The organism is Gemmiger sp. An194 (assembly GCF_002160145.1).
In the GTDB taxonomy this organism is placed as follows: Bacteria; Bacillota; Clostridia; order Oscillospirales; family Ruminococcaceae; genus Allofournierella.
Genome location: NZ_NFKA01000016.1, coordinates 53,655 through 75,798, shown reverse-complemented (window position 1 = coordinate 75,798; position 22,144 = coordinate 53,655). Strand labels below are relative to the sequence as shown.

16 protein-coding genes are annotated in these 22,144 nt (G+C 59.4%); 6 read left to right on the top strand and 10 right to left on the bottom strand.

Going from position 1 to position 22,144, the window contains the following annotated elements; translation table 11 throughout:
• Positions 1-256: 256 nt before the first annotated feature.
• Positions 257-658 carry a hypothetical protein gene (locus B5F28_RS10760; protein WP_087295896.1) on the bottom strand — a complete coding sequence of 134 codons (402 nt, stop codon included), beginning with the start codon at positions 656-658 and terminating at the stop codon, positions 257-259.
• 317 nt (positions 659-975) lie between these two features.
• On the opposite strand from B5F28_RS10760, the gene mscL reads away from it, so the two are divergent.
• The 6 genes from mscL to B5F28_RS10730 all read left to right on the top strand — a co-directional run bounded on the left by mscL (position 976) and on the right by B5F28_RS10730 (position 6,461).
• A complete protein-coding gene (gene mscL / locus B5F28_RS10755) occupies positions 976-1,407 on the top strand; it encodes a large-conductance mechanosensitive channel protein MscL (RefSeq protein ID WP_087295895.1) in 432 nt (143 codons plus the stop codon).
• Positions 1,408-1,580: 173 nt separating this feature from the next.
• Positions 1,581-2,609 (top strand): selenide, water dikinase SelD, encoded by a 1,029-nt coding sequence (gene selD, locus B5F28_RS10750; RefSeq protein ID WP_087295894.1) that lies wholly within the window; start codon positions 1,581-1,583, stop codon positions 2,607-2,609.
• A gap of 46 nt (positions 2,610-2,655) precedes the next feature.
• Positions 2,656-3,282: a sulfurtransferase-like selenium metabolism protein YedF gene (yedF, locus tag B5F28_RS10745; RefSeq protein WP_087295893.1), complete on the top strand. Its 627-nt coding sequence runs from the start codon at positions 2,656-2,658 to the stop codon at positions 3,280-3,282.
• Positions 3,279-4,412, top strand: coding sequence for an aminotransferase class V-fold PLP-dependent enzyme (locus tag B5F28_RS10740; protein ID WP_087295892.1), 1,134 nt, complete (start codon positions 3,279-3,281; stop codon positions 4,410-4,412). Before yedF ends, B5F28_RS10740 begins: the two co-directional genes overlap by 4 nt.
• Positions 4,409-4,645: a putative Se/S carrier protein gene (locus B5F28_RS10735; protein ID WP_087295891.1), complete on the top strand. Its 237-nt coding sequence runs from the start codon at positions 4,409-4,411 to the stop codon at positions 4,643-4,645. Before B5F28_RS10740 ends, B5F28_RS10735 begins: the two co-directional genes overlap by 4 nt.
• Positions 4,646-4,856: 211 nt before the next feature.
• Positions 4,857-6,461, top strand: a complete 1,605-nt coding sequence (locus tag B5F28_RS10730) for an ABC-F family ATP-binding cassette domain-containing protein (RefSeq protein WP_087295890.1) — start codon at positions 4,857-4,859, stop codon at positions 6,459-6,461.
• A 106-nt stretch (positions 6,462-6,567) separates the two neighbouring features.
• On the opposite strand, the gene B5F28_RS10725 is transcribed toward B5F28_RS10730, so the two are convergent.
• From B5F28_RS10725 to B5F28_RS10685, 9 genes are all read right to left on the bottom strand, one after another.
• Entirely contained in the window at positions 6,568-8,313 is a 1,746-nt protein-coding gene (locus tag B5F28_RS10725) for a [FeFe] hydrogenase, group A (RefSeq protein WP_087295889.1), read from the bottom strand.
• The gene (locus tag B5F28_RS10720) at positions 8,307-10,139 is read right to left on the bottom strand and encodes an NAD(P)-binding protein (RefSeq protein WP_087295888.1); all 1,833 of its coding nucleotides are present in this window, start codon (positions 10,137-10,139) and stop codon (positions 8,307-8,309) included. Before B5F28_RS10720 ends, B5F28_RS10725 begins: the two co-directional genes overlap by 7 nt.
• A gap of 258 nt (positions 10,140-10,397) precedes the next feature.
• Positions 10,398-11,786, bottom strand: a complete 1,389-nt coding sequence (purF, locus tag B5F28_RS10715) for an amidophosphoribosyltransferase (protein ID WP_087295887.1) — start codon at positions 11,784-11,786, stop codon at positions 10,398-10,400.
• Between the two features lie 74 nt (positions 11,787-11,860).
• Positions 11,861-13,150, bottom strand: coding sequence for an adenylosuccinate synthase (locus tag B5F28_RS10710; protein WP_087295886.1), 1,290 nt, complete (start codon positions 13,148-13,150; stop codon positions 11,861-11,863).
• 340 nt (positions 13,151-13,490) lie between these two features.
• Positions 13,491-14,054, bottom strand: coding sequence for a GtrA family protein (locus tag B5F28_RS10705; protein WP_087295885.1), 564 nt, complete (start codon positions 14,052-14,054; stop codon positions 13,491-13,493).
• 49 nt (positions 14,055-14,103) lie between these two features.
• Positions 14,104-16,503, bottom strand: coding sequence for a beta-glucosidase (locus B5F28_RS10700; RefSeq protein ID WP_087295884.1), 2,400 nt, complete (start codon positions 16,501-16,503; stop codon positions 14,104-14,106).
• Positions 16,504-16,699: 196 nt separating this feature from the next.
• Complete coding sequence (locus tag B5F28_RS10695) at positions 16,700-19,642, bottom strand: beta-glucosidase (protein ID WP_087295883.1); 2,943 nt, start codon at positions 19,640-19,642, stop codon at positions 16,700-16,702.
• A gap of 421 nt (positions 19,643-20,063) precedes the next feature.
• Entirely contained in the window at positions 20,064-21,404 is a 1,341-nt protein-coding gene (locus B5F28_RS10690) for a sensor histidine kinase (RefSeq protein ID WP_087295882.1), read from the bottom strand.
• The gene (locus B5F28_RS10685; protein WP_343212758.1) at positions 21,401-22,114 is read right to left on the bottom strand and encodes a LytR/AlgR family response regulator transcription factor; all 714 of its coding nucleotides are present in this window, start codon (positions 22,112-22,114) and stop codon (positions 21,401-21,403) included. The genes B5F28_RS10690 and B5F28_RS10685 overlap by 4 nt, the downstream gene beginning before the upstream one ends.
• Between the last annotated feature and the right edge of the window lie 30 nt (positions 22,115-22,144).

Sequence of the window (22,144 nt, the reverse complement as noted above, 5' to 3'; positions counted from 1 at the left end):
GATGAATGTTGCCTTGATGCCTTTCAGGTTCTAGTGGTAGCGATACCGTGGGGGTTCAAGTCCCTTCATCCGCACCAAAAATCCCGAATGCGAAAGCGTTCGGGATTTTTCCTTTTTCACTATTTACTTTTCACAAGCTTTTGCCGCCCGCTCGGGATTTGGGGAAGTGAGACGAATCCCCCTTTCATCGCACTAACGTAAAAGCCCGCTCAATGAGCCGGGTTTTTTTATGTTCTCCCCTGTTCTTACAAATGCTTCAGTCGAACTCCGCCAGCTTCCACACCATCACCGATGCCTCACCGGACCGGTTCGCCACATCACTGCTGTAATTCAGCTGAAAAGCAGTCGCATCCTCCGCCCGCAACAGCAGAAAATTGGTGCCGCCAGCGGTGACCATCGGGTCCGCGGTTCTTGCATACACCCCATAGGCAAGCTGGGGGCTGCCATTCTGCGACGGGGTCACCTGCAGATAGCCTGGATTTTCCAGCACAGTGGCTAGGCGATACCACACTGCATATCGCCCCGGCTCCAGCAGAATCGCGGTTTCATCCGCCAGCCGGATCTGGCCGGTCTCGTCTTCTGTGCCGATGACCAGCGGAACCGCCTTCCCGTTTTCGAACCGCCGCTCAAATGCAAAGAAGGAGGCGGCGGCAAGCACGCTGTTTTCCCCTTTCGGGCCTGGTTCCCCCTGCGGCCCCCGACAGCAGCAACAGCCCGGATGGGGGCACCGGCACCGCTGCTCCCCTTCCCGGCTGCTGGATTCCGGTCGATTGCATCGCATCACATTGTTCCCTCCATTGCTCTGATCTGGTTGCTCCAGCCTATGCAGCCGCCGGGCGAATGGTGCAGACCGGCGCGGAGAAATGCGCATTCTGCCGGTTTGGCCCTTTTCCCTCTTTTGCAAATATGATATGATAAAGCTGCCCGGCCCAGCCGCTGGGTGATTATCGAATCAATCCTCAAAGGAGAACCCTTATGAAAAAGTTTTTGAAGGAATTCAAGGAATTCGCCATGCGCGGCAATGTGATCGACATGGCCGTCGGTGTTGTGGTCGGCGGCGCATTCAGCAAGATCGTGACCAGTCTGGTGAACGATGTGGTAATGCCCCTGATCAGCCTGGCCACCGGTCAGGTGAATTTTACCGGTCTTTCCTACGTATTCCGCGCGGGCGGCAACGAGGTGGTGCTGGCCTACGGCAACTTCATCCAGACGGTGGTGGAATTCATTATCCTGGCCTTCTGCGTGTTCTGTGCGGTGAAACTGATGACCAAACTGCACATCGAGAAGAAGAAGGAGGACGCCGCCAAGGCACCTGCCACGCCTCCCGCCCCCTCCAGTGAACAGCTGCTGACCGAAATTCGTGATCTGCTGCGGGCCCAGGTGGAACAGAGCGCCCCCAAGAACTGACATACCCGCTCCGGTTTTGGAAATTCCTGAAACCGGGGCATTTTTTGTTTCTTCTGCGAATATTTGCCCCGGGCTGGGGCTTTACTTTTGGGTGGTTTCGCTTTATCCTTATAATAAGAAGCAAGAAAGGGCCCTGCTGCGGCGGGGCCGATTTTTCAGGGAGCGTTATCGTTATGAATGAACAACCAATCGTATTCTGCAAGGGCGGCGGCTGCACCGCCAAGCTGGGCCCCGGCGCGCTGGCCCACGTGCTAGAAAAGCTGCCCCCCTTTACCGACCCGAACCTGCTGGTGGGCTTTGACCACTCGGACGACGCCGCCGTCTACAAACTCACCGATGACATCGCCATGGTGCAGACGCTGGACTTCTTCCCGCCCATGGTGGAGGACCCCTACATCTTCGGCCAGATTGCCGCAGCCAATGCCCTTAGCGACATCTACGCCATGGGCGGCACGGTGAAAACCGCACTGAACATCGTGTGCTTCCCCGAAAAGATGGACTTGAACATTCTGGGCCGCATCTTGCAGGGCGGCGCAGAGAAGGTGCGGGAGGCAGGCGGCATCCTGGCGGGCGGCCATTCCATCGCGGACAGCGATGTGAAATACGGTCTGTCGGTCACCGGCATCATCCACCCGGACAAGGTGCTGGAAAACAACGCCTGCCGCCCCGGCGACGCGTTGATTCTCACCAAACCTCTGGGCGTGGGCATCGTCTGCACCGCCAGCCGGGTGGGCCAGGCCAGTGACGAGGCCATGGAAGCAGCTATCGCCAGCATGACCACCCTGAACAAATACGCCTCTGAAGCACTGGCACCCTTTGAACCCCACGCCTGCACCGACGTGACCGGCTTCGGCCTGCTGGGCCATCTGAACGAGATGCTGGCGGCGCGCTGCGGCGCACAACTGCACTGGAAAGCACTGCCCCACATTCCGCAGGCGCTGGAATACGCGGATGAGTTCCTGCTCACAGCAGCCGCCCAGCGCAACCGGAACCATCTGGAGGGCAAGGTGGAGTTTGAATCCACCCCCTTTGCGGTGGAGGAGCTGCTCTTTGACCCCCAGACCTCCGGCGGACTGCTGGTCAGCGTTCCCGCCGACCGGGCCGAGGAAGCCCTGGCCGCTGTGCAGGCGCTGGGCCTTGGCTGCGGCATCATCGGCCATGTAACCGATGAACATCCCGGCGTGATTCGCGTCACGGAATGACCCTATCTTTACTTTTTACTCTTCACAGAAATCGAGGTTTTATAAAATGCAATATCAGGTAAACGCCATGGGCAAGCCCTGCCCCATCCCCGTTGTGGAAACCAAAAAGGTCCTGGCCCAGATGACCGCGGGCGACACCGTGACCGTATCGGTGGATAACGCCATCGCGGTGCAGAATCTTCTGAAGATGGCCGGTCAGAAAAAGCTGGCCGCCGAAAGCCGCACTCTGGCCTCCGATCACTACGAGGTGGTTCTGGCCCTCACCGAAGAGAGTCTGGCCGCCGCGCAGACCCCCATAGCGGAAGAAGCCCCTGCCTGCATCCCGGACGCCCGCGCCAAGGGCACAGTGGTGGTGCTGTCCAGCGATGAGATGGGCAGCGGCGACCCGGTGCTGGGCAAGGCCCTGATGAAGGCCTTTGTCTATGCCCTTACCGAACAGGACATTCTGCCGGACACCATTCTGCTGTACAACGGCGGAGCAAAGCTTTCTGTTGAGGGCGCACCCACGCTGGCAGATCTGAAACTGCTGGAAAGCCAGGGCGTGGAGATCATGACCTGCGGCACCTGCCTGAACCACTACGGCCTCACCGAGAAGCTGGCGGTGGGCAGCGTGACCAACATGTATGCCATTGCGGAGAAGCTGATGGGCGCAGCCCGGGTGGTCCGGCCGTGATCTATCTGGATAACGCCGCCACCAGTCTGCACCGGCCCGACTGCGTGGTGCAGGCGGTGGCCGCAGCCATGAACGGAATGGGAAACTGCGGCCGGGGCGCGCATGCGGCCAGCCTGGCCGCCGGGCGCACCATTCACGAAGCCCGCAGCCGCATCGACCGGCTGTTCCACGGCTACGGCGCCCAGCAGGTGGCCTTCACCGCCAATTCCACCGCGGCGCTGAACATTGCCATCTCCAGCCTGCTGGCAGAGGGCGGGCACGCCATTGCCACCGCACTGGACCACAACAGCGTGTTGCGCCCACTTTACCGCAGCGGGGCGGACCTGACCATTCTTCCTGCGGATGAAAACGGCCGTCTCTCGCTGGAGGGATTGGAAGCCGCCTTCCGGCCGGACACCAAACTGGTGGTCTGCACCCACGCCTCCAACGTGACCGGCGATCTGGTGGACATTGGCCGCATCGGTGCGGCCTGTGCTGCCCATGGAGTGCCCTTCGTTCTGGACGCATCCCAAACCGCTGGCTGCTTTGCCATCGACATGCAGGCCATGGGCATCGACGTGCTCTGCTTCACCGGTCACAAAGGCCTGCTGGGCCCCCAGGGCACCGGCGGGCTGTGCGTTTCGCCCCGGCTGCGGCTCTCCCCTCTTTGCGTGGGCGGCAGTGGTGTGCACAGCTTTGACCGGGAACATCCCGCTCAGATGCCCACCGCACTGGAGGCAGGTACCCTGAACGGCCACGGCATTGCCGGGCTGGCGGCAGCGCTGGAATGGTTGGAGGAGATCGGCCTTGATACCATTCGCCGCCGGGAGCAGGCGCTGGCAGGCCGGTTTTATCAGGGCGTAAAGGATCTGCCCGGGGTGAAATGCTATGGCGACTTTTCCACTGCTGAGCGCTCCCCCATCGTGGCACTGAACCTGGGCGACTGGGATTCCTCGCTGGTGAGCGATGAGCTTGCCCAGCGGTTCGGCATCCTCACCCGCCCAGGGGCCCACTGCGCACCGCTGATCCATGAGGCCCTGGGCACAGTAGCCCAGGGTGCGGTGCGGTTCAGCTTCGGCTATTTCAACACGGAAGAAGAGGTGGACGCGGCCATCCGCGCCATGGACACCCTTTGCAGGGAGGAAGCATGAGACCCAGAAGCCTACAGCTTGTGATTGCCTTTGATACCACCGCGGCTGCTCTGGCCTTTGAGGCCGCCGCTCCCGCGGCGGGCCTGACCGGTCGGCTGATACCGGTGCCCACCGCCATCACGGCGGGCTGCGGCCTTGCCTGGCGGGACGATCCCGCCAGCCGGGACACCGCCAGCGCCCTGCTGACTCGGGAGGGCATTGCCGGAGCCAGCCTGTATGAGCTGGTGATCTGAGGATTCCACATTCCAAACAATCTTGCACGCAGCGCCTTAATGGGCCGGCGCTGCGTTTTTTTGTTATCCGATCTCAGAACTCTTTTGAAATTAGGCCTTCTTTTTTTGTTTGTTTTCATGTATAATAAATTGGTCTATATCGACTTTTCAAAATCTCTTTCGAGCATACTGTTCTATCATAAGAAGAAAACAAAGGATAAGCGAGGTTTTTATGCTTTCTGTAAATGACGTAAGCCTTCAGTTTCAGGGCAACTATCTGTACAAGAACGTGAACCTGAATTTTGTGCCGGGCAACTGCTACGGTATCATCGGTGCGAATGGTGCCGGCAAGTCCACCCTGCTGAAGATCATCTCCGGCGTGATCGAGCCCACCAGCGGCAGTGTATCCATCGGGCCGGACGACCGGATGAGCGTGCTGGAGCAGGACCATTACAAATACGATGAGTTCTCTGTGATGGAAACCGTCATCATGGGCAATCGCCGCCTGTACGACATCATGAAGGAAAAGGACGAGCTGTATGCCAAGGAGGATTTCTCCGAGGCGGACGGCGAGCGCGCCGGTGAGCTGGAGGCGGAATTCGCTGAGATGGGCGGCTGGGATGCCGAGACCGAGGTCAACCAGCTGCTCAGCGGTCTGGGCCTGCCCACCGACCTGCACTACGCCCAGATGGACGCGCTGGACGGCCGCCAGAAGGTGAAGGTGCTGCTGGCACAGGCCCTGTTCGGCCAGCCCTCCATCATCCTGCTGGACGAGCCCACCAACGGTTTGGACATTGAGTCCATCGACTGGCTGGAAGAGTTTCTGATGGATTACTACGGCACCATCATCGTGGTCAGCCACGACCGTCACTTCCTGAACGCAGTCTGCACCCACACCGTGGACATCGACTACAACAAGGTGCAGATGTACGCGGGCAACTACGACTTCTGGTACGAGTCCAGCCAGCTGATGCAGCAGCTGATCCGCAACCAGAACAAGAAGAAGGAAGAGAAGATCAAGGAACTGCAGTCCTTCATCCAGCGCTTCTCCGCCAACAAGTCCAAGTCCAAGCAGGCCACCAGCCGTAAAAAGATCCTGGACTCCATCCAGCTGGAGGAGATGCCCGCTTCCTCCCGCCGTTACCCCTTCGTGGGCTTTGACCCGGAGCGGGAGGCCGGCAAGGATATCCTGTTCGTGCAGGGTCTGACCAAGACCGTGGATGGCGTTAAGGTGCTGGACAACGTGACCTTCACCATGAACAAGAACGACAAGATCGCTCTGGTGGGTGACAACGAGGTGGGCATGACCACCCTGTTCAAGATCCTGATGGGCGAGATGGAGCCGGATTCCGGCAGCTTCAAGTGGGGCGTTTCCACCAGCCAGAGCTACTTCCCCCAGGATAACTCCGCCTTCTTCGACGGCTTCGAGGGCAACCTGATCGAGTGGCTGCGTCAGTACAGCCCGGACCCCACCGAGACCTTCCTGCGCGGCTTCCTGGGCCGGATGCTCTTCTCCGGCGACGAGGTCTACAAGCCCGCGTCGGTGCTGAGCGGCGGTGAGAAGGTGCGCTGCATGCTCTCCCGCATGATGATGGCCCACTCCAACATTCTGGTGCTGGACCAGCCCACCAACCACCTGGACCTGGAAAGCATCCAAGCGCTGTCCAACGGTCTGGCCTCCTTCAAGGGCAACCTGCTCTTCTCCTCTCACGACCATCAGTTCATTGATGAAATCGCCAATCGGATTATTGAGATCCCCCTGGGCCAGGAGGGCTGCCTGGACCGCACCGGCAGCTTTGAGGAATTCCTGGCCTGGAAGAAGGAGCGGGGCCTGTAAGCCAGGTTCTCTTCCCTTCCCCATTCTATAAAACGCAGAAAAAGCAGCACCCGCCTCCGGAACTTCCGGAGGCGGGTGCTGCTTTTATTGGAGGTTGGAATGGCTGTTAACGTTGTTTGCGAGGCATGGTCCAGGCATTGTGATCGGTATGGAGCAGCTGATGAGAGCGATGGCTCATGGGCTCGCCCAGATACTCGGCATACAACCGCTGCACGTCCGGGTTCTCGTGGGAGAAGCGCAGTGCGGCGCTGCTGTCCAGTGCATAGAGGTTCTTGCCCCGTTCAAAGGCAAGCTCCTCGCCGTCGTGGATGGGCTGACCGCCGCCGCCCACACAGCCGCCGGGGCAGGCCATGACTTCCACAAAGTCATAGGACACTTCGCCCTTTTCGATCTGCTCCAGCTGTTTGCGGGTGTTGCCCAGGCCGCTTACCACGGCAGTGCGCACCACGGCGTCGCCCAGATGGAACTCGGCAGTGGTCACGCCGGTGCCCTGGCCCTGGCTGCGCACCTGCTTGAAGGCATCCGCAGGCGGGTTCTTACCCATCACCACATAGTAGGCGGTACGCAAAGCGGCTTCCATTACGCCGCCGGTGGCGCCGAAGATCACGCCCGCGCCGCTGCCCGCCTGCATCAGAACATCGCAGGGGCGGTCGACCAGGGTATCCGGCCGGATGTGGGCCGAACGCATCATGCGCACCAGCTCACGGGTGGTGAGTACCGCGTCCACATCGTGGCCCGCGTACTCGCCATCGAACAGTTCCATATTCCGTTCACCCTTCTTAGCCACACAGGGCATGATGGATAGGGTGTAGATGTCCTCGGGAGAGCGGCCGATGGACTGTGCAAAGTAGGATTTCATCACCGCGCCGAACATCTGCTGCGGGCTCTTCGCGGTGGACAGCTGCGGCACCAGGTGGGGATACTGAGACTTGATGAACCGAATCCAGCCCGGGCAGCAGGAGGTGAACATGGGCTTTTCCTTGGTCGCTCCGCGGGTGAAGCGGCCCAGGAACTCGGTGCCCTCCTCCATGATGGTCAGGTCGGCGGAGAAGGTGGTGTCGAACACATAGTCCACGCCCATCCGCTTGAGGCTGTCCATGATCTTGCCCACGGTGGCCTCGTCCCGGGAAAGGCCCAGCTGCTCGCCCCAGGCCGCACGAACGGCGGGAGCAACCTGGGCCACCACGACCTTCTTCGGGTCGGAGATGGCCTGCCAGACCTGTTCCGTGTCATCACGTTCATGCAGCGCGCCCACCGGGCAATGGGTGATGCACTGACCGCACAGCGAACAGTCTGCCTCACCGATGGTGCGGTGACCGGTAACATTGATGGTGGAACGGGAGCCGGTGCCTTCCAGATCCCAGATGTTCAGGCTCTGAACCTTATCGCAGATCTGCACGCAGCGCATACACTTGATGCACTTGGCGGAATCCCGGATCAGAGGGAAATTCTGGTCCCAGGGCTGGCGCTCCAGCCGCTCCTCAAAGGGCAGCTCGTGGATATTCAGATCTCTGGCAATGTTCTGCAGCGCGCAGTTGCCGTTGCGGAAACAGGTGGCGCATTTGCAGTCGTGCTGGGAGAGGATGAGCTGCACGGTGTTGCGCCGGTCACGGCGGACCTTGGGGCTGTTGGTGTAGATCACCATGCCCTCTTCCACCACGTTGTTGCAGGCGGTGATCAGCCGCTCCTTGCCTTCCAGCTCCACCACGCACACGCGGCAGGCGGCGATCTCGTTGATTTCCTTCAAAAAGCAAAGCTTGGGGATTGCAATGTTATTCTGCGCGGCCGCCTCCATGATGGTCGTGCCCTTGGGCGCGCGGATGGCCAGCCCGTCAATTGTCAGGTTTACCATACCTTTTCCCTTCCTCCTTTGAACAGGCCGAAGCCGAAGTGATCGCACCGCAGGCAGCGCCCGGCCTCCTGGCAGGCTTCCTTATCGGTCATGCAGTTTTCCACGCCCTCGAAATCACGCACACGCTCGCAGGCCTGGCGCTCGGTAAGCTCCACACGGCCGCAGGGGCTTTTGTCGGCCAGATCGGGCTCGGGGATCTCCACGTCGCAGGTGATCTTGTGGTTGTAGCCCAGGTATTCGTCGATGTTGGCCGCCACCACCTTGGCCGCCGCAATGGCCTTGATGACGGTGGCAGGACCGGTGGCGCAGTCACCGCCGGCGAACACGCCGGGAATGTCGGAGAAGCCGCCGGAGGTCTCGGTGAGGATCTTGCCTCGCTCCACCGGCAGACCGGCTTCCTGGAAGTGCTTGGTCTCGATGCTCTGACCTACCGCCACAATGAGGGTGGTGCAGGGAATAAACTGCTCCTCTTCTCCGCTGGCCTTCACGCTGGCGCGGCCGTCGCGGATGGCGCTGATCATCTGGGGGGTGGTCCACAGCCCCTTCACATGGCCGTTTTCATCAACTTCGATGCGGGAGGGTGCCTGCAGGGTGCGAATCTCCACGCCTTCCGCCATGGCACCCTCGATCTCGGCGGGCAGGGCGGTCATATCCGCCACGCGGCGGCGGTAGACGATGCTTACCTTCTTGGCACCCAGGCGCACAGCAGTGCGAACCGCGTCCATGGACACGTTGCCGCCGCCCACTACAGCCACTTCCTGGCCATTCAGCTCCATGGACTCGCCCTGGCCCACAGTGCGCAGGAACTCCACAGCGGAGACCACACCGGGAGCATCCTCGTGCTCCATGCCCAGCTTCTTATCGGTACTGGCGCCGATGCTCACCAGCACGGCGTCGTAGGTTTTGCGCAGCTCTTCAATGGTGATGTCCCGGCCGATGCGCTTGCCCAGCTCCACTTTTACGCCGGTTTCCAGAATGGCCTGAATGTCATCATCCAGCCGTTCCTTGGGCAGGCGGTAGTTGGGGATACCATAGCGCAGCATGCCGCCCAGCTGAGGCAGCATCTCGAACACGGTCACCTGATGGCCCATCAGCTGCAGATAGTAGGCAGCGGACAGACCGCCGGGGCCACCGCCCACAACGGCAACAGTTTTGCCGGTGGAAGGCGCATTCTTCGGCGGGGGTACATGGCCCGCCCGATCAGCCGCGACCCGCTTCAGGCCGCGGATGTTGATGGCGTCGTCCACCATGTTGCGGCGGCAGCGGGCCTCGCAGGGGTGCTCGCAGATGAAGCCGCAGGTGGTGGGGAACGGATTGTCCTTACGGATCAGGCGGATTGCATCCGCATGACGGCCCTCACGGACCAGGGCAATGTAGCCGGGGATGTCCACATGGGCCGGGCACAGGGTGACACAGGGCACCGGCTGGCTGTAAGTACAGGTACAGCGGCCCACCCGAATGTGCTGCTCGTAGTCATCGCGGCAGCCGATCAGGCTCTGGTAAACCATGAGGGCCGCCTCGTGGCCGATGGCACAGTCGGCGGATTCCATGATGGAAAGGGCCGTGTTTTCCATCAGGGTCAGGGTCTCCATGGTGGCCTTGCCGTTCAGCACATCTGTGATCAGGTGCTTGAGCTGCAATAGGCCGATGCGGCAGGGTGCACACTTGCCGCAGGTTTGCGTGTGGCACAGCTCCAGGAACGCGCGCGTCAGGTCCACCGGGCAAAGGCCCGGGGGGCTGGCCTCAATGCGGCGTTCCAATTCCTTGTACAACTGTTCGATCACTAATTGCGACCTGCTAGGGGTCGGCATTTCCAATCTGCTCATACCATCCTCCGCAAAAGTAATACTTTTATTTTCTGGTTTGATTTTACCATAACAAAGTATCCCGGGCAATAAATGATAATTTTAAAACAAGTTTTTGAAAACTTTTCGTGCAAACCGAACAATCAGCGTTTTTATTTTCTGTGCAAGTTTTTAGGTCTTTTTTGCATTTTTATAAAAAAACAGGGCTTTTCCCTATTCATTCTAGAGGAAAAAGCCCTGTTTTGCAATGGCTTACGCCATGCGCTTGTGAAAATTTTCTCAGATTTTGTTGCTGTAGAGCGGGGTCACATAGCTGCCGTCGAAGCAGGCAGTGCACAGACCCTGGCAGCCGCAGGCCTGCTTCAGATCATCCACGCTCAAAAAGCGCAGCGAATCCGCACCCAGCACCTTGGCCAGCACATCCGGCTCCAGGCTGGCGCTGGCCAGCTCGGCCCGGGTGGACATATCCACGCCATAGAAGCAGGGGTACTTGATGGCCGGAGCGGCGATGCGCAGATGCACCTCGGTGGCGCCCGCCTGACGCAGCAGAGCCACGATCCGCTTGGAGGTGGTGCCGCGCACGATGGAGTCGTCCACCAGAACCACCCGCTTGCCCCGTACCACCGGCACGTTGGCGGACAGCTTGAGCCGCACGCCCAGATCGCGCTGGGCCTGGGTGGGCTGGATGAAGGTACGGCCCACATAACGGTTCTTGATCAGGCCCATCTCGTTGGGCAGGCCGATGGCTTCACTGTAGCCTGCCGCAGCGGACAGCGAGGAATCCGGAACGCCCACCACAATGTCGGCCTTGAAGAAGTTGTCCAGGTCTTCCTGGGCCAGCAGGCGGCCGCACTCACGGCGTACGCCGTGCACGTTCTGCCCCTCCAGCACCGAATCCGGGCGGGAGAAGTAGATGTATTCCATGGCGCACAGGTTGCAGCTGGTCTCCTCGGTGTAGAAGCAGCTTTCCAGACCGGCGGCGGAGATCTTCACGATCTCGCCGGGGCGCACGTCCCGCACCAGGTGCGCGCCCACGATATCGAAGGCGCAGCTCTCACTGGAAACACACCAGCCGTCGCCCTGCTTGGCCAGCGACAGGGGCCGCAGGCCGTTCTTGTCCCGCACGGCGTAGAGATTCTTTTCGGTGAGAATCAGGAAGGCGAAGGCGCCATCCAGACGGTTGCAGGCCTGCTTGATCTTCTCGATGAGCGGGCCCTTGGTGCCCTGCAGCAGATGCAGGATGATCTCGCTGTCCGACGAGCCCCAGAAGATGCTGCCCTTATCCTCCAGCTCCTTGCGCAGCTCGGCAGCATTGGCGATCTGGCCGTTGTGGGCCACCGCCAGCGCGCCGCCGTTGGCCAGGCGGGATACGATGGGCTGCACGTTTTCCACCTCACCGCCGCCTGCGGTGCCGTAGCGCACATGACCGATGGCATTCTTGCCGGCCATGCCGTCCAGATCGTTGCGGCCGAACACATCACTCAGCAGGCCCTTGCCCTTCCGGCAGCGGACGGTCTTGCCGTCTGCCACGGCGATACCCGCGCCCTCCTGGCCGCGGTGCTGCAATGCATGCAGACCGAAATAGGTCAGATGTGCCGCGTCGCTCTGGCGGTATACGCCGAACACACCGCATTCCTCGTGCAGACCCTTATCCAAATACTCTCCCATAGTGTTACTTTTACCCCCTTGAAACAGATAAACCGGCCCGGTAATGATTACCGGGCCGGCGCATTTATAAACAGTTACTCACGCACCAGGTATGCGTCGCGGGCAGCGCCCACGGAAACATACTTGATCTTGCAGCCAACGGCCTTTTCCAGATACTCCACATAGTCCTTGGCAGCCTGGGGCAGACTCTCCCAGGTACGGCAGGCAGTGATGTCGCAGTGCCAGCCGGGCAGGAATTTCACCACCGGCTTGGCGTTATCCAGCGCCTCGCCCATGGGGAAACGGTCAACCTCTTCCCCGTTTACCAGATACTTCTCCACCACAGGAATCTCTTCCATGTAGTCCAGCACATCCAGCAGGGTCAGAGCCAGCTCGTCCGCACCCTGGCAGAACACGCCGTAACGGCTTGCCACCACGTCAAAGGGACCCACGCGGCGGGGACGGCCGGTGGCCGCACCGAACTCATGGCCCGCCTCACGCAGAGCGTTCTTCTCTTCCTCAGTCATGGCCAGCTCGGCGGTGAAGGGGCCCTCACCCACGCAGCTGGAGTAGGCCTTCATGATGCCGATGCTCTTGTGCAGCTTGTGGCCGGGGATGCCCGCGCCGATGGGCGCGTAGCTGCCGATCACATTGGATGAGCTGGTGAAGGGATAAATGCCGAAGTCGATGTCACGCAGCGCGCCCAGCTGAGCCTCGAACAGGATCTTCTGGCCCTCACGGTCAGCCTTGTCCAGGAAAGCGCCCGCGTCGCAGATGTAATCCTTGAACAGCTCGGCGTATTTCTGGCACCATGCCCACATCTCTTCCAGATCAATGGGCTTCTGACCGTAGACCTTTTCCATGGTCAGGTTCTTCCACTCCACGATGGTTGCCAGACGGTCCTTCACGGACTGGTCCAGGTTGAGCAGATCGCCCATGCGCAGAGTCTTCTTCATATATTTGTCGCCGTAGGAGTAAGCAATACCACGGCGGGTGGAACCGAACTGGTTGCCGCTCTTGGACAGGCGGTCCTCCTCCAGGCCGTCCTCAGCCACATGATACGGCATGCAGATGGTGGCCCGGTCGCTGATCTTCAGATGGCTGGGATCGATCTGGATGCCCTGCGCCCGCAGTGCGGCGATCTCCTTCTCCAGATGGGCGGGGTCAATGACCATACCGTTGCCCATAACGCACACCACATCCGGCCGCAAAATGCCGCTGGGCAGCAGATTCAGCACGAACTTGCCTTCGGGGGTCACCACGGTGTGGCCGGCGTTGTTGCCGCCCTGATAGCGCACCACGATGTTGTATTCCTGGCTGAGCAGGTCCACCATGCGGCCCTTGCCTTCGTCGCCCCAGTTGATTCCGGTGATTGCAGTTAACATAAATCCCTTGCTCCTTTGTTCCTTGGCTGATTGCCTCAAAGCCTGACCACTTTGCAGCTGCGCGGCCAGACGAGCCTTTTCACACAAACAAAGACGCCCACAATCTGCCTTTCAGCGCTTTGTGAACGTCTTTATTCACTTTAAAATTCTACCATCCCGGCGGGGCCATGTCAATAATTTGCCAGAAATGCGCCGATTATTTTTTGCGGCTTCTTTTCCCTGCTGCGGCCCGGGCTCAGCCGCACACCTGCATTTCAAGCGCAAAAAGCGGCCTGCTCCGCGCTTTGCACACAGAGCAGACCGCTTTGCTGTTTCGGGATGATATCCCGCCAATGACCGATCAGGCAGCCTTCTTGGCCTCGGTTTCCGCAGAGGGGAAGATGATCTTGTTGACGAAGAAGAAGACGACCATGGAGATGCCGCCGTTCAGTACGGTGGTACCGATGTTGTAGATGAAGTCCGGAACCAGCAAACCGGCCACGGCCACCCAGATGCAGTTGATGGAGTTCACGATGCAGGTGATGATGCAGAACGCCACCAGATACCAGGCAATCTGCGGGCCCAGCTTGCCGTGAGAACGGAACACAAAGTTGCGCTGGATGGGGAAGTTGATGCACTCGCCGATCACCATAGCAACCATGTAAGCGCAGAAGTAGGCAAGGCCGCCGTGCGCCTGGTCATAGCCCAGAATGTTCCACTCGAAGGTCTCGCCGAACAAAGTCAGCGGAATGCCGGGCCAGCCGAAGCTTGCATCGCCCAGACCTGCGAATGCGGCGGGCAGGAACTGCAGCATGAGATATTTGAGCACGGTGATCACATTGCTGACGATCACGAACAGGCCGCCCTCGCGGACCCACTTGGCTGCCGCCGGATGCTTGGCGGCAAAGTTGTTCCAGAAATTCATTTATCTATATCCCCCTCAATTTTATCAGACGCCACTGATCTGCTCCGTTTTACTTCTGCGCCTTGCGGCCGGCAAAGAATGCCTTGATCAAACCGCCCAGACCCTTGAAGAAGTGGCCGTTCACCATGGTCACCATGCAGCGGGCCATATCCATGGTCACCGCGCCGCCGGTCATCTTGGCAATGCCGCGGAAGGGCATGTTGTAGATGAACAGGATGTTCAGATCCGGCTCACCTTTGGCAATGCTCTTGTCTTTCAGATGGGTCAGGATCTTGTAGACCAGACGGGCCAGCGGGCTCTTGGCGTAGTACATCTGGCAGATGGCATCGTTCATGCCCAGCAGGCCGCTGGCGTCCCAGCCGGATTCCGGAATGGGATGACCCAGCAGAGCCTCGAACTGCGCGTCAGACACCTGGGTGACTTTGCCGGTATAGTAGCATTCCAGCTGAGCAGGATCATAGGGACAGGCAGCGCCGGTGCCCTGTACGGTAACCTCGCCCTCCAGGCGGATATCGGCCACGCTGGCGCCCACCATCAGCTGGTACACGCCGCCCTCCACCTGCCAGGAGTCGGTCTTCACATCAAAGTAGCGGAAGGCCTTGTCATCCAGCTGGATGGTAACGGTCTTGCTCTCGCCTGCCTTCAGGAATACCTTGGCGAAGCCCTTCAGCTCCTTGGCAGGGCGGAACACCTTGCCATCCTTGCAGCCCACATACAGCTGGGCCACCTCGGCGCCATCCCGCTTGCCGGTGTTGGTCAGGGTGAAGGTTACCTCCTTCTCGCTCACCTTCAGATCACTGTATTCGAAGGTGGTGTAGGACAGGCCGAAGCCGAAGGGGAACCGCACCGGCACGCCGGCGGTCTCGTAGTAGCGATAGCCCACATACAGGCCCTCGCGGTATTCACTGGTGCGCTCCAGGCCCGGGTAGTAGGGGCTGGAGGGGTTTTCCTCACAGGTCATGGGGTAGCTCTCGGCCAGCTTGGCGCTGGGGTTCACCTGACCGGTGATCACACGCAGTACCGCACCCGCGCCTGCCTGACCGCCCAGGTAGCCATGGACCAGAGCCTTGCAGCGGTTCAGCCAGGGCATCTCAACCGGGCTGCCTGCAGACAGTACCACCACCAGATTGGGGTTCACCTCGGCCACGGCTTCCAGCAGCTCCACCTGGTTTTCCGGCATCCGCATGTGATCCCGGTCCAGGCCCTCGGTCTCGCTGATTTCGGGCAAGCCCACATACAGCAGAACCACGTCTGCCTTCTTGGCCAGCTCCACGGCCTCCATCTTCAGGGCCTCGTCGTGCTTGTTGTTGCGCTGGTAGCCCTGGGCATAACCCACAGACTGCAGCGGCATGCCCGCCAGCAGCTCGTTTGCGGTGTCCAGCTTGGTGGGGTTCACCAGGCTGGAGCCGGCGCCCTGGTAACGGGGCTTCTGGGCAAACTCGCCGATCACGGCCACCTTAGTGCCCTCGGCCAGAGGCAGGATATCGCCCTCGTTCTTCAGCAGCACCACGGTCTCCTCAGCGGCATGGGCGGCCAGCTGATGGTGGCCCTCCTTGTCAAACTCCTTGCCTGCAGCGGGAGCGTTGATGGTGGAGAACACCAGACGCAGGAACTCATCCACACGCTGGTCCAGCAAATCCATGCTCAGACGGCCTTCCTTGACCGCGGCCACCAGCTCACGGTCGCTGTCGCCGCCGGTGCCGGGCATTTCCAGATGGCTGCCCACACGGACCCCCTCCACATGGTCGTTGGAGCCGCCCCAGTCGGTGACAACGGCACCCTGGTAGCCCCAGTCGTTCACCAGAACATCCTGCAGAAGGTGCTTGCTCTCGTTGGCGTAAACGCCGTTGATCTTGTTGTAAGCGCTCATAATGGTCTTGGGCTGACCTTCCTTTACGGCAATCTCAAAGCCGGTGAGGTAGATCTCACGGAAGGTGCGCTCGTCCATCACGCTGTCGTTTGCCATGCGGCGCAGCTCCTGGCTGTTGGCCGCGAAATGCTTGGGGCAGGCGGAGATGCCGTTCTCCTGCACACCGCGCACGAAGGCGGCGGCCATCTTGCCGCTCAGGTAGGGGTCTTCGGAGAAATACTCGAAGTTACGGCCGCACAGCGGGCTGCGCTTGATGTTCAGGCCGGGGCCCAGCAGCACGTTCACATCCAGGCTGGCAGCTTCTTCACCCACCAGACGGCCCACCTCCTGGCTCAGCTCCGGATTCCAGCTGTTGGCCATGGTGGCAGCGGTGGGCAGGCAGGTGGCGGGTACACTGGCATTCAGGCCCAGGTGATCGCCTGCGCCCATCTGCTTGCGAACGCCGGTGGGACCGTCGGACAGAAAAATGCTGGGGATGCCCAAGCGCTCGATGGGACAGGTGGTCCATACATCCCGGCCGGACAACAGACTGCACTTTTCCTCCAGAGTCATCTGATCGATCAAATCTTTGTACTTCATGGGCTTAACTCCTTTGCTCTCTAGCGCCCGCCTTGGGGCGTGGTTGGTCCATTGGCTGGTTCCCACAAAGCAGTTTTGAAGAAAACCGCTCTCTGGGAGCCGGCCATGACCGGGGCCCCGCATGATTTACACGGGGCCCCGGCATTACGGCCGGTCAGTTACCGGTTATTGTGCTTCGAAGGAAGCTTGGAAAGCATTACGCTTCGGTGTTGGCCTGAGCCTGGGCTTCCTGCGCCTTGCGGCGGCTGTAGCCCTTAACGGTGCGAACCTCCAGCACGACCAGCACAGCAGCCAGCACAACGTCGATGGCGATGGCGGCGATCTGCCAGCCGGGCATACCGGGGTTCAGGTTCTCTTCCATGTAAGCGCGGCTGTTCACCACGGTGTACAGGATGTTCTTGCAGGCCTGACGGGCGGCCAGAACGCCGGTGGCGCTGGTGGTATCGGTCAGGTAGTTGGTCTCGGTGGGGTAGTTCACCAGGCAGAAGTCGGTGCCGTTGCGGATGGCCTGGTCAGCGTCCATGTAGCCGTACACGCCGAAGTAGTCGGTCAGAACCATGCCCACGAAGCCCCACTCGTCACGCAGGACAATGTTGCACAGGGCGTTGGAGGCGCCGGCCCACTCGGTACCCACATAGTTGAAGGAGGACATTACGGCATCCGCGCCGCCTTCCTTCACGGAGAGCTCGAAGGGCTTCAGGTAAATTTCGCGGATAGACTGCTCGTTGGCCCAGGTGCACAGCATGCTGTTACGGTTGGTCTCCTGGTCGTTCAGAGCGTAGTGCTTGATGTAAGCGTACACACCATGCTCCTCAGCGCCCTGGACGGCCTGGGCAGCCAGCTTGCCGCTCAGCACGCCGTCCTCAGAGTAGTACTCGAAGTTACGGCCGCTGAAGGCGGAGCGATGGATGTTCATGGCGGGAGCATACCAGCCGGAAACATCCAGATCATCAGCCATGCGGCCGATGGAGGAACCGAACTTGTAAACAGTGTCGGTATTCCAGGTGGAAGCCATCAGAACGGTACCGGCGAAGCCGATGGAGCCCTGACCGGTGAAGTTATTGTTGATGGAAGCGGGGCCATCACAGTCGTAGGTCTGAACCTTACCGATGCTGGCCAGAGGAGCGGTCTGGTAACCGCCCATAGCAATCAGTTCGCTCATCTCCGATACGGTCAGCTGATCCAGGAAGGTATCCCACTGAGCGTCGTCGTAAGCTACGCCGCGCATGTCGACCAGCTGCAGGCCATTCTTGGCGCCGGTGGTGGGCATCTGATCGTCGGGATTGTTATAGTTGTTGGGATCGTAGTTCGCGTTGTTCAGGAAGGCAGCCTTATCCTCTTCGGACATGGTCATGCTGGCCGGAGCGGCAGTGGCCTCGGCGTAGTTGGCAAAGCCGTCGGCGCGGGACAGGTAAGTCACATCACCTTCCACATTCTCAAACTGATTGGTGGGAGCAGTCTTATCGGTGCTGCGGCCGTCGCTGTATACGATGGTGCTGGGCACGTTGTAGACTTCGCTGTCCAGAACAGTGTGGGAATCGCTGTTGATGCTGATGACATAATCGCCGGCCTCCAGCACGTAGGCAGCAGCGCCGTAGGTGTCGTAGGAAGCCATATCTTCCGCCTTGAAGCTGATGGTCACAGTCTCGGAAGCGCCGGGCTCCAGGATCTCGGTTTTGTCAAAGGCAACCAGGTTTGCGGAAGCCTTCTCGATGCCGCCGTTGGTGTAGGGAGGATTGTAGTAGACCTCTACAACGGTCTTGCCGGCCACACTGCCGGTGTTGGTTACGGTCACATCAAAACTCAGGGTGCCGTCACCCTCGGTGATGGGGCCCATCTCCTGAGAGAAGGTGGTGTAGGACAGGCCGTAGCCGAAGGGATACACAACGGTGGAGTCGTAGTCGATCAGGCCTTCTGCCGCAGCAGTCTCGTAGAACTTGTAGCCCACGTAGATGCCTTCCACATAGTTCACGAAGCTGGGCAGAGCAGTGCTCTGCTCACCGGTGGAGAAGCTGGTGGTAACCACCGCATGCTCATCCATATTGTCATAAGTAAACTGGCCAAAGTTGTTGGCAGTGGGGGTATTGAACAGATCGTAAACAAAGGTGTCCACGGTCTTACCGGAGGGATTCACCTCACCGGTAAACACCTGGCCCACTGCATTGAAGCCGTTCTGGCCGGGGCAGGGAGCGTACACCGCAGCGTCAACACCGTACTCCTTCAGGAAACCCAGCTCCATAGCGTTGTTGGTGTTGATCAGCACGATCACCTTATCAAAGTTGTCGCAGACCATCTGCAGCATCTCTTCCTCGCGGTTGCTCAGCTGCAGGTAGTGGTCGCCTTCATCCCAGTCATTGCCCTCATTCAGGCTGTCGTCATAAACACCGTTGAAGTAGGAGTTGCCGGTAATGGCATCTCGCTCGAGCCAGCTGCCGTCCACAACAGACACCATATCGGTGGGCATATCGGCGTTCTCGCCGCCAGGACGGGAGATCACAACCAGAGCAGTGTCGGAGAACTCCTTGGCACCGCTCATCAGCTCATCGGTGTAAGCACTCACGTTGGGCTCGGGCAGGGTCCAATCCTGAGCCCACATGCCAACGCTGGGGCGCTCGGCCTGGTAGGTCTCGTAGAAGTTCACCAGATCCTCGTTCACATTCAGGCCGGCGTTCTTCAGGCCGGTGATCAGATCGGTTACTTCATACTGATCGTTCAGAGCACCGGAACCAACGCCGCCGTAAACGGGAGCAGTGGAAGCCCAGCCGAACACATTCAGGTTGGAACCGCTGGCCAGGGGCAGAGCGCCGTTGTTCTCCAGCAGGGTAACACCTTCGCCAACCAGCTCGGTGTTGACTTCATAGGCTTCTGCCATGCTTTCCTCAGTGATGGACCCGCCGCCCATGGCCAGGTTGATCACAGTGAACATGGGGCCGAAGCAGATCAGGTTAACAGTGATCACCAGGGCCAGCAGGATCGCCAGACCAGCCTGGCAGCGGATCATCGCCTTCTTGGCCTTGGGCAGCTTCATGCAGGCGATCATAACCAGAATCGCCAGCACCAGAACGACGCCAAAGCCAATCAGCTGAGATTTCATTGAATCCAGAACTTTGATGACGTCATCAATATTGATAGACAGCATTTCGTTTCCTCCTTAAAATGTAAATGCTTGCGTACTTGCCTCCGCAAGAGGCTGTTCCCTGTGCGCGCAGCCACCTTCCTTTCCGGCGCGCCGGCCGCGGTGCATTCCCTGTTTGCATCGCATTGGGCTCATCACGCCGCTGTCATTCCACAAGCCGGCCCCCATCTCTTGGGCCTACCCGTTTTTCTGAATGAATTTTAACACGGTCTTCTTACACATTTCATGGTCTCTTCACAAATCGCAGCTTTTGCGCACAAACGGATTTTCACTTTATTGATTCCGCACAAATAGTCCCCGCTTGTTTTCGTCACATTCACCAATGCCACCCACAAGTTACAAAATCGTTTCATTTTTGTGGAATCACACAAAAAGAGCTCGCGCAGCTTCACTGAACTGTGAAAACTGCGCGAGCCGCTTGTTTTTATTCTGTTTTCGTGCCGGGCGTTTCCTCTTTGGGCAGCGGAAGCAGGACCTTCATTTCAAACCAGTTGTCCTTGGCAGCCACGGTCACACTGCCGCCGTATTTTTCCGCAGTGTAGCGGATGCTCTTGATGCCAAAGCCGTGGTAGGCCTTCTCCTTTTTGGTGGTCACCGGAAGTCCGCCCTCAAATTTCAGCGTGCCTTCATAGTAGTTTTCAAACCGCAGCAGCAAAAAGCTTTTCTGCACCGCAACGGTCACATGGATCAGTCGTTTGGACTTGTCCGGGATGCGCAGTTCACACTCAATGGCGTTGTCCAGCGCGTTGCCGAAGATGGTGCAGATGTCCATCACGCTCATAAAGCCCAGCCGGGTACCATCCGCCACACAGGTGAGGGTAATGCCATGCTTCTGGCAGTAAAGACTTTTGCTGGTGAGCACGGTATCCAGCACCGCGTTTCCGGTCTTGTTCTGGGCCTCATAGGTCTTGATGTCCTCTTCCATCTCGTCCAGCCAGGCAGCGCGGCGCTCCGGGTCGCTCTCCGCACGCAGGGCCGCGATCTGATGCTTCAAATCGTGATACTTGCGGTTGATCACATCAATGCTTTCGCGGGACTGGCGGTACTGCGCATATTGATTCTGCAGCACATTCTGAATGGATTCCAGCTCATAGCGCATATGCAGCTCGCCACGCTGCAGATGATAGGCATACAAAATGGCCAGACCGCCCAGGTCCACCAGGGTGCGGGTGTTGAAGATATCGGTCACAAAGCCGCTGCTGAAGGGAGTATTGCTGTAGGCATAGCTGAGGTTGCTCATCAGAAAAGCCGCCAGGCCGATGGCCACGGCGCTGGCCGTCTCCCGCGGGGTGACCTTGAAGTGCCGGGCAGCCTCCTTCCGGTGCCGCTCCAGCAAAAGAATAAAGCCGAACACCGCCCCATAGATCACCGCCAGACAGAGCAGCTCCCATACCTTGCTGCGCCAGCCCAGCCGAAACAGAGTATAGAAGTACAGCTGCCATTCCAGAGCCGCCGCAAATTCCGCCAGCAGGAAGGCCCGGATGCAGTGGTAGCAGGCATCCAGCACCGGAAGGTTACAGCAGGCGCAGAACAGCCCCAGCATCAAACAGATCGCCACGATCATACAGGGAATCCACAAAAACAGCGGCGCATCGCCGGTGAGCTCCAGAAACAGACACTGCACCGCCAGCATGCCGCCGCTGATACCGACCAGCCGCCAGCCCCGAAGCCGCAGCGGCAGCTGGCTGATATAGACCATGCAGGCCAGCCATTCCGCAATAGCAGTATAAATGCGGGGAATGTCGGGAAAGAGCAGGGTGTTCACTTGATCACCTCGCCCACATAGTTGGCCAGTGCTTCCATAAAATCATTTTTCCGCCCCCGGCTGATCAACAGCTCCTTACCGCCCACCAGTGCGCAGCCGCCCTGTACGCTATCCACATGCTCCAGATTCACCAGATAGCCCTTGTTGCAGCGGAAGAAGTTCAGGGGTTCCAGCTTGCCCTCCACATCCTTCATGGTTCCGCTGGTCACATGGTCGCCCTGCTCCGTATGGAAGATCAGGTTGTGGCCCTGACTCTCCACATAATAGATCTTGTCGATGTCCAGCTTCTGGGCCCCGCCCTTAATGCTGATGGTCATGTAGCGGCGGGCCCGCTTTTTCATCCGCTGGATGGCCCGACTCAGCCGCTGGGAAAAGGCAAAATAACTCACCGGCTTAAGCACATAGTCCATGGCGTCCACTGCATAGCCCCGGATGGCGTACTGGGCCATGTTGGTGATGAAGATGATTACCACTTCCGGGTCCACCCGCCGAATCTCCTCGGCGGCGGTCATGCCATCCATGAATTTCATCTCCACATCCAGCAAAATCAGATCATACTGGGCCTTGTAGCCCTCCACGATCTCGTCTCCATCGGAAAAGAGGCTGATTTCAAACTCCTGCCCGCTCTCCTGGGAATAGCGCACCAGGAACTCCCGCAGCTGTGCCGCATAGGCCGCCTCATCCTCCACGATCGCAACGCTGATCATCATTCATCGTGCCGTCCTTTCCGTTATCAAATT

What these genes read in the sequence shown, in the direction of transcription:
- mscL (WP_087295895.1), top strand. Translation starts at nt 976, where the DNA reads ATGAAAAAGTTTTTGAAGGAATTCAAGGAATTCGCCATGCGCGGCAAT.
- selD (WP_087295894.1), top strand. Translation starts at nt 1,581, where the DNA reads ATGAATGAACAACCAATCGTATTCTGCAAGGGCGGCGGCTGCACCGCC.
- yedF (WP_087295893.1), top strand. Translation starts at nt 2,656, where the DNA reads ATGCAATATCAGGTAAACGCCATGGGCAAGCCCTGCCCCATCCCCGTT.
- B5F28_RS10735 (WP_087295891.1), top strand. Translation starts at nt 4,409, where the DNA reads ATGAGACCCAGAAGCCTACAGCTTGTGATTGCCTTTGATACCACCGCG.
- B5F28_RS10730 (WP_087295890.1), top strand. Translation starts at nt 4,857, where the DNA reads ATGCTTTCTGTAAATGACGTAAGCCTTCAGTTTCAGGGCAACTATCTG.
- B5F28_RS10725 (WP_087295889.1), bottom strand. Translation starts at nt 8,313, where the DNA reads ATGGTAAACCTGACAATTGACGGGCTGGCCATCCGCGCGCCCAAGGGC.
- B5F28_RS10720 (WP_087295888.1), bottom strand. Translation starts at nt 10,139, where the DNA reads ATGAGCAGATTGGAAATGCCGACCCCTAGCAGGTCGCAATTAGTGATC.
- purF (WP_087295887.1), bottom strand. Translation starts at nt 11,786, where the DNA reads ATGGGAGAGTATTTGGATAAGGGTCTGCACGAGGAATGCGGTGTGTTC.
- B5F28_RS10710 (WP_087295886.1), bottom strand. Translation starts at nt 13,150, where the DNA reads ATGTTAACTGCAATCACCGGAATCAACTGGGGCGACGAAGGCAAGGGC.
- B5F28_RS10705 (WP_087295885.1), bottom strand. Translation starts at nt 14,054, where the DNA reads ATGAATTTCTGGAACAACTTTGCCGCCAAGCATCCGGCGGCAGCCAAG.
- B5F28_RS10700 (WP_087295884.1), bottom strand. Translation starts at nt 16,503, where the DNA reads ATGAAGTACAAAGATTTGATCGATCAGATGACTCTGGAGGAAAAGTGC.
- B5F28_RS10695 (WP_087295883.1), bottom strand. Translation starts at nt 19,642, where the DNA reads ATGCTGTCTATCAATATTGATGACGTCATCAAAGTTCTGGATTCAATG.
- B5F28_RS10685 (WP_343212758.1), bottom strand. Translation starts at nt 22,114, where the DNA reads ATGATGATCAGCGTTGCGATCGTGGAGGATGAGGCGGCCTATGCGGCA.